The 8,051-nt window shown below is 43.9% G+C and carries 3 protein-coding genes; all 3 read left to right on the top strand.

The window, feature by feature from the left end:
- Positions 1-180: 180 nt before the first annotated feature.
- The 3 genes from A4S05_RS10905 to A4S05_RS43165 all read left to right on the top strand — a co-directional run bounded on the left by A4S05_RS10905 (position 181) and on the right by A4S05_RS43165 (position 7,892).
- Positions 181-3,483: a type 2 lanthipeptide synthetase LanM family protein gene (locus A4S05_RS10905; protein WP_256090927.1), complete on the top strand. Its 3,303-nt coding sequence runs from the start codon at positions 181-183 to the stop codon at positions 3,481-3,483.
- Between the two features lie 600 nt (positions 3,484-4,083).
- Complete coding sequence (locus tag A4S05_RS10900; RefSeq protein ID WP_069069853.1) at positions 4,084-7,500, top strand: leucine-rich repeat domain-containing protein; 3,417 nt, start codon at positions 4,084-4,086, stop codon at positions 7,498-7,500.
- Positions 7,501-7,760: 260 nt separating this feature from the next.
- Positions 7,761-7,892, top strand: a complete 132-nt coding sequence (locus A4S05_RS43165) for a hypothetical protein (protein ID WP_256090926.1) — start codon at positions 7,761-7,763, stop codon at positions 7,890-7,892.
- Positions 7,893-8,051: the final 159 nt, after the last annotated feature.

Here is an 8,051-nt window from a genome sequence, read left to right as displayed (position 1 = left end):
TGTATGAAACCACCCTGCTTTACAAGGGGGGACTAAGGGGGGTAACAACGCAATTAAAATCACAATCAAACACTTTTCAAACATCCTCTCAGACAAACGCTATTGTTGTTAATGCCAACTATTAAAACGTAGACCAGAACTGATACTTACCTTTTAACTCCAACTATGAGAAATCCAGCTATGGTTCAACAACTTGTTCGCTTATCCCAACAGAAAACATCAGACGATTTAAGAGCGATCGCAGCCAACGCTAGCTTTATCTGGGAACGGCTTGATGAAAGCAGATTTGCAGTCGAGCAAGTCAACGAACAAGAAATTAACCGTCGTAGACATCGTTGGTGCGAAGTTGCAGCAGAAGGTAAATTGGATACATTGCATAAACGTTTACAGTGGGAAGGACTAGACCTCGATACTGTTAGTTCCAAATTGGGAACCATTGAGTTACTTGCCGATCAACCTTTGCCTGAGTGGGCAGAAACCTTGCAGCAAATCATCCAAACCGCTACAGGATTCAATTCTGCAACCGAAGTATTTCTACCAATAGATTCACAAAATCCGATTACCTTTGAAGATATCCTTTTGCCTGCTATCTTAGTAGCCAGACAGCAATTACTGACTCGCTGCGACAGTCAATTCACCCAAGATTGTCTTCCCTTATCGATTCTTTCCCAAACTGCTTACAGTTCTCTAGAACGTGGTCTACTGAAACGATTAGCAGGAATTTGCACAAAGACATTAGATTTTGAATTTTCTCAGGTGCGTCCCTTTGGTCAAAGCTTGCTTGGCTTACTAGGGCTGGAAACACAAAATAATAACACTCACTACACCAAGTTTATCAATCAACTCCTAGAAGATGGAATGCTGACCTTTTTCCAGAAGTATCCAGTTCTCGGTCGGTTAGTGGCAACAGCAGTCAATTTTTGGGTTGAGTTCACTGCTGAATTTCTCGAACGTTTAGTTGCAGACAAGAAAGATATTCAACGAACTTTTGATGAAAGAATTGCCCCATTTTCTCAAAACAAAGTTGTTGAAATTCACACATCCATTTCCGATGCACACAAACGCGGACGAACGGTGATTTCGCTCACCTTTGAGTCTGGACTTAAACTTGTTTATAAACCCAAAGATTTAGGATTAGAGGTTGTTTTTAACCAATTTTTGGATTGGTGCAATCAACACAGCAATCTTTTAGATTTTAAAGTCATTCAAGTGCTGGAGCGCAATGGTTATGGTTGGGTGGAATATGTTGAACAGTTGCCTTGTGTTGATGAAGCAGCTGCGAAACGATTCTATCAGCGTTCTGGGATGTTGTTGTGTGTGCTTTACGCTTTGCGGGGAACAGATTGCCATTACGAAAATTTAATTGCTAATGGCGAACATCTGGTGCTGATTGACATGGAAACGCTGCTGCACCATGAACCAAATCTCATTGAAGACTCACCGCTTACCCAAGATTTGGAAACAACCGCCACACGACAATTTTGGGATTCCGTACTCCGCACCGGACTTTTACCGCGTTGGGACTTTAGTGGCGATCGCAGTGTCGCTTATGATATTAGCGGGCTAGGCAGCACAGATCCCCGATTATCTCCCCGCAAAGTGCCGCGCTGGCAGAACATTAATACAGATAATATGCATCTGTTGTCTGAGCCTGTAACCTTGCCAATTGGGAAAAATGTGCCGTTCTTGGGTGAAGTTGCTCTGTCTCCAAACGATTATCAACTGCAAATCACCACTGGGTTTGAGCAGATGTATTGCTTTTTGATGGCGCACAAAGATTTCTTAATTTCAAGCCAAAGTTTGCTATCTGCTATGCAAAATCAGCAGGTGCGCTTTATCTTCCGCAACACCCGCATCTATGGCATTATCCTTCAAAAAGCTTTAGCACCCGATTACCTCAAACATGGCGCAGATTACAGCATTCAACTCGATGTTCTCAGCCGTGCTTTTCTAGTTGCTCACGATAAACCAAATGCCTTTCCTGTTTTGAGTGCAGAACTCCGAGCAATGGAACAATTGGATATTCCCTTTTTCACGGCTAGCGCGGTGGTTGATGAACTGAGTTTAAACGGTTCTTCTTCCATTCCCAACTACTTCAAGCAATCCAGTTACCAAGACCTGCTCAACCAGTTACAATCTCTAGATGAAACCGACTTAGCTCGACAAGTAGCGATTATTCAAGGCTCCTTCGATGCCAAGATTGCAACCACTTTCAGCCGCCAAGGTGGGCAATGGCAAGGCGAATCATTACCGTTGCTGAATTCGGAACAATTGATTGCCGAAGCCAAAGAAATCGCCACTCAACTAGAAACCAGAGCCATTTCTGACCCTGATGGCAGCGTTAACTGGATTGGCTTAGACTTTATACCTCGCGCCGAACGATATCAACTGCAAGTATTAAACAACTCTCTTTGTGATGGACGCTGTGGAGTTGCTTTGTTTTTAGCTGCACTGAGTCAAGTAACTGGTGATTCCCGTTACCGTGATTTAGCATTGAGGACAGTGCAATCTCTGCGTCGCCAAATCCACACCGTTGAGCCAGAAACTTGGGAACGCATGGCTCGTTTCATGGGCGTTGGGGGTGCAACAGGTTTAGGATCGATGATCTATAGCCTGGTGAAAATTAGTCAACTCCTCAACGATGCAACGCTATTGCTAGACGCTCAAGTATTAGCCGAGTTGATGACACCAGAACTAATTGCTGCCGACGAACACTTGGATATTATGAGCGGAGCAGCTGGGGCAATTTTAGGTCTATTGTCACTGCATCAAGCCACAGGAGAAGCAACCGTTTTAGAAAAAGCGATCGCCTGTGGACAACATTTAATCAACCGTCAAGTTAGCCACAACGGTGCGCCCAAAGCTTGGCATACTTATTGGGATAAGCCCTTAACTGGCTTCTCTCATGGAGCCGCAGGTATCTCCTATGCCTTGCTCAGACTTTATGCCGCCACCTCAGAGGGCAAGTACTTAGAAGCAGGTTTAGCAGGAATTGAGTATGAGCGTAGCGTCTTTTGCCAGTCCACTGCCAACTGGCCCGACTTCCGCAGAATGGGACAACCAGGACAACTTGACTTTGCAAATAAGTGGTGTCATGGTGCAGCCGGCATTGGTTTGGGACGCTTAGGCAGTTTGAGAATTGTAGAAACGCCGGAAATTCAACAAGAAATTGAAATTGCTCTCCAAACTACTCAAAATTTTGGCTTACAAGCGATCGATCACTTGTGCTGTGGCAACTTCGGTCGCGCGGAAGTGCTGTTAGTCGGTGCAAAAATCTGTTCCCGTCCTGATTGGCATCAAATTGCTTACCAGAATGTAACAAATGTTGTGGCTAGAGCCAAGCGAACTGGAGCTTATCAACTGTTCCCCAACTTACCCAATTCTGTATTTAATCCTGGCTTTTTACCCGGTATATCTGGAATTGGTTATCAATTGCTGCGTCTGGCGAACAATAATTTGCCTTCAATATTATTGTGGGATTGAGCTTATTGTTCGTACTTAAAAATCAATACAGTTCATTTAAGAGCTACTGGCAAAAATTTTGGGTTTTCGAGACGCGATAAATCGCCGTCTCTACAAAGGACTGATTATTGTAGAGACGGCGATTTATCGCGTCTTTATGATCTAGGGCATGTCATCAAAAAACCTTATCCGAACCGTATTGGCCATATTTAGGACTCATAATGCACCGATAACTACTGGATGCCTAAGTCAGGAGGGTGATTTCCTGGCTTAGGCATCCAGATAATCTGGTATTTTTCCCTAATCAGTTAAAATAAGTAGTCAGACAGAATTAATTAACGCCGTGTGCGACTTATTCTTGAAACCCCTCTCCAAACCTCTCCCCGAAACAGAGAGAGGCTTTGATTCTTGCTCCCCTTCCCTTGTAGGGAAGGGGTTGGGGGTTAGGTCTGAGAGAAAGTCGCACACGGCGTTAATTACACGATGTCATTGCGAATGGAGCGAAGCGGAATGAAGCAATCGCAAGGGCTGGGATTGCTTCGCTCGCAATGACTGTAAATATTTTTGTCAGACTACTTAATCTTCTCAATCTTCTTTCCTTTTACCCTTCTCGTTGGAATTATGACGCAGGATGAGTTATTGGTACTGATAGATCGCGCCGTGGCTGAGGGTTGGCGAGAGTTAGACTTGTCTGGGCAAGAGTTGACTGAGTTACCTGTAGAAATTGGTAAGTTGCAGCAGCTTGAGTCTTTGATTTTGGGAAAGAAGGTTGAAGGTTATGAACCAGTAGGAGGCCGCTTTCTCGAAAAGGTTTCAGGCAACAATTTAAAAACGCTTCCACTCGAACTATTGGATTTGCCTAATTTGCGTAAGTTGGATATTAGTGGCAATCCTTTAGAGAGCATTCCCGATGTGGTAACGCAAATACTACATTTAGAGGAACTTATCTTAATTCGAGTAGAGCTAACTGAAATACCTGAGGCGATCGCTAAATTAACCAATCTGACGCAGCTTCACCTCCGTAACAACCAAATAACCGAGATTCCAGAGGCGATCGCTAGTTTAACCAATCTGAGGGAGCTTCACCTCGATGGCAACCAAATAACTGAGATTCCAGAGGCGATCGCTAGTTTAACCAATCTGAGGCTGCTTCACCTCAATGACAACAAAATAACCGAGATTCCAGAGGCGATCGCTAAATTAACCAATCTGACGCAGCTTCATCTCAGTGGCAACCAAATAACCCAGATACCAGAGGCGATCGCTAAATTAACCAATCTGACGCTGCTTATCCTCCATAACAACCAAATAACTGAGATTCCAGAGGCGCTCGCTAATTTAACCAATCTGAGGCTGCTTATGCTCAATGGCAACCAAATAACCCAGATACCAGAGGCGCTCGCTAATTTAACCAATCTGACGCACCTTGACCTCAGTGACAACCAAATAACCCAGATACCAGAGGCGCTCGCTAATTTAACCAATCTGACGCACCTTGACCTCAATGGCAACCAAATAACCCAGATACCAGAGGCGATCGCTAAATTAACCAATCTGACGCTGCTTATCCTCAGTGGCAACCAAATAATCCAGATACCAGAGGCAATCGCTAATTTAACCAATCTGACGCTGCTTATCCTCCATAACAACCAAATAACTCAGATTCCAGAGGCGCTCGCTCATTTAACCAATCTGAGGGAGCTTATCCTCAGTGACAACCAAATAACCCAGATTCCAGAGGCGATCGCTAATTTAACCAATCTGACGCAGCTTTACCTCCATAACAACCAAATAACCCAGATTCCAGAGGCGATCGCTAAATTAACCAATCTGACGCAGCTTGACCTCAGTATCAACCAAATAACCGAGATTCCAGAGGCGATCGCTAAATTAACCAATCTGACGCAGCTTGTCCTCTTTAAGAACCAAATAACCCAAATTCCAGAGGCGATTGAAAGTTTGCCGAAATTGGAAAAACTAGATTTACGGGGAAATCCGCTGCCTATTTCACCAGAGATTTTAGGATCTTTTGATCGTGTTGGTTCAGTTAAAGATATTTTCAATTACTTGCAATTACTCCGAAGCAATGAAGTACGTCCACTCAACGAAGCCAAACTCTTGCTCATCGGACAAGGTAGCGTCGGCAAAACATCCCTCATCCAGCGACTAATCCACAATAAATATGATAAAAATCAACCCCAAACCGACGGACTCAATGTGGAAACTTGGAACGTGCAGGTCAATAGCAAAGACATCCGCCTCAATGTTTGGGACTTTGGCGGACAGGAAATTTATCATGCCACCCATCAGTTTTTTCTGACTAAGCGCAGCCTCTATCTCCTCGTTTGTAATTGTCGCACCAGCGAAGAAGAAAACCGCATCGAATATTGGCTGAAACTAATCGAAAGCTTTGGCGGACAGTCCCCCGTAATTATCGTTGGCAACAAAAAAGACGAACAACCCCTCGACATCAACCGCAAAGCATTAGGCGAAAAATATCCTAACATCCAAGCGATAATCGAAACCTCCTGCCAAGACAATATCGGCATTGATGAACTTCGCACCGCAATTTTGCAGCAAGTCAGCAAACTCAAAGAAGTCTACGACCTTCTACCACTCTCATGGTTTGAGGTTAAACAAAAACTCGAATCCATGACTGAAGACTTCATCGACTACGACGATTATATGTGCATCTGCTACGACAAACAGATTCGCCAACAACAAGACCGCGAGCAACTGATCGATCTCCTCCATCGACTCGGCTTAGTTCTCAACTTCCGCGATCATCCCATCCTCAAATCTACCAAAGTCCTCAAACCCAACTGGGTGACAGAAGGCATTTACGCGCTACTGAGCGATGAAAACCTCAAAACTAAAACCAAAGGCATTTTCACCTCCGCCGATCTCACCCGCATCCTCAATCCAGAACGCTACCCTACCGAGCGTCACAGTTATCTGATCGGGCTGATGAAAGAATTTGAGCTTTGCTTTGCACTAGAATGTCAACCACCACAATTTCTGATTGCGGGACTTTTGCCTAAAGACCAACCAGACAAAACAGAACTCCACGGCGAAACCCTGGAATTTCAATACCATTACAAAGTTCTCCCCGAAAGCATTATCTCCCGCTTCATCGTTAACACCCACGAAAAAATTCATAACCAAATCTATTGGCGCAGTGGCGTAATGCTGCAATATCAAGAAAACAACGAAATCTACAATATCGCTCGCATCAAAGCCGATCCCGAAGACAAAAAAATCTTCATCACCATTAGCGGACGTAAAGAAACACGGCGCTTATTTCTCGGTATTCTCCGCGATGTCTTCCAAAAAATCCACAAAAGTCTTCCCAATCTCGAAATCACCGAATGGGTTCCCGTCCCCAACTATCCCAAACATCCGCCCCTCGATTACCAAGAACTCCTCGGACTCGAATCAATGGGTGAAAGCACAATCACTATCGGTAAACTAAAATTAAAACTCGATTTGCGTCAACTACTTGATGGGTATGAAGATATAAGAACTCGACAAAGACAACAATTAAAAAAAGAAATTATTGAATCATTCCCCATTAAGGAACCAATTATGTCCGAAAGCATCAGAAACCAAATATTTGTTAGCTACAGTCATGAAGATGCAGAATGGTTAACAGAACTGCAAAAACAACTAAAACCCTATATTCGTGCAGAAGGTTTGATCGTTTGGGATGACACCAAAATCAAACCTGGCGCAAAATGGAAAGCCGAGATTGAAAAAGCATTAGCCACGGCTAAGGTTGCTATCCTGCTAGTCAGCCCTGACTTTATAAACTCTGATTTCATCGACAGACATGAGCTTCCCCCCTTACTCAACGCAGCCGAACAAGAGGGACTAACCATTTTCTGGATTCCAATTAGTGCAAGCGCATACAGAAAAACCGATATCGAAAAATACCAAGCTGCTCACCCTCCAGGTAAACCCCTCGACACTCTAAATAAGCCAGAACGTAATCAAGCTTGGGTGAAAATTTGCGAAGAAGTCGAAAAGGCAATGAAATAGAACCTATTTCAACATTGACTAAATTCAACTTAAATGTTAAGGAGATAGGGAGCAAATTAGGCATAGAACTAAAGCTTCCCTTTGTTAAATAGACTTTTCTAACTCCAGAGGCGATCGCAAATTCGAGCAAGTGGTCAAAATATCTACGTGCGAAAATTGGGATCTTGGCGTAGTAGACTGTCCACATATCGCATACAACCGCCCCAAGTTTGTCTACCAAACAAGCATTACAGGTCTAAAGAATACCTTACACCGATCAAGTGCGATCGCTCTTCAATGCCGCACTCGATCGCAAAGCCCGTTATTCTCACCGTGATTATACACTGATGCTGATGATGTCTCGCCACGGTCTGAGGGTGGGGAAATATGATTCTCTACGAAAGTATATTTGAAATGAGACGTTGCATATTTGCGGGATGATTTTGCTAGTTTTGTGGAATGGGCATCTTGCCATAGGTGTCAAGTTAAGGCTGGTTCCCAAATGTCAAGTGACCTTTTGGCATTATCCCTATGCCGTTTGCGAACAGCTTTAACAAGTCCCATTGAGCGAT

The organism is Nostoc sp. KVJ20 (genome assembly GCF_001712795.1).
Taxonomy (GTDB): domain Bacteria; phylum Cyanobacteriota; class Cyanobacteriia; order Cyanobacteriales; family Nostocaceae; genus Nostoc.
This window is presented reverse-complemented; position numbering and strand designations above follow the sequence as displayed.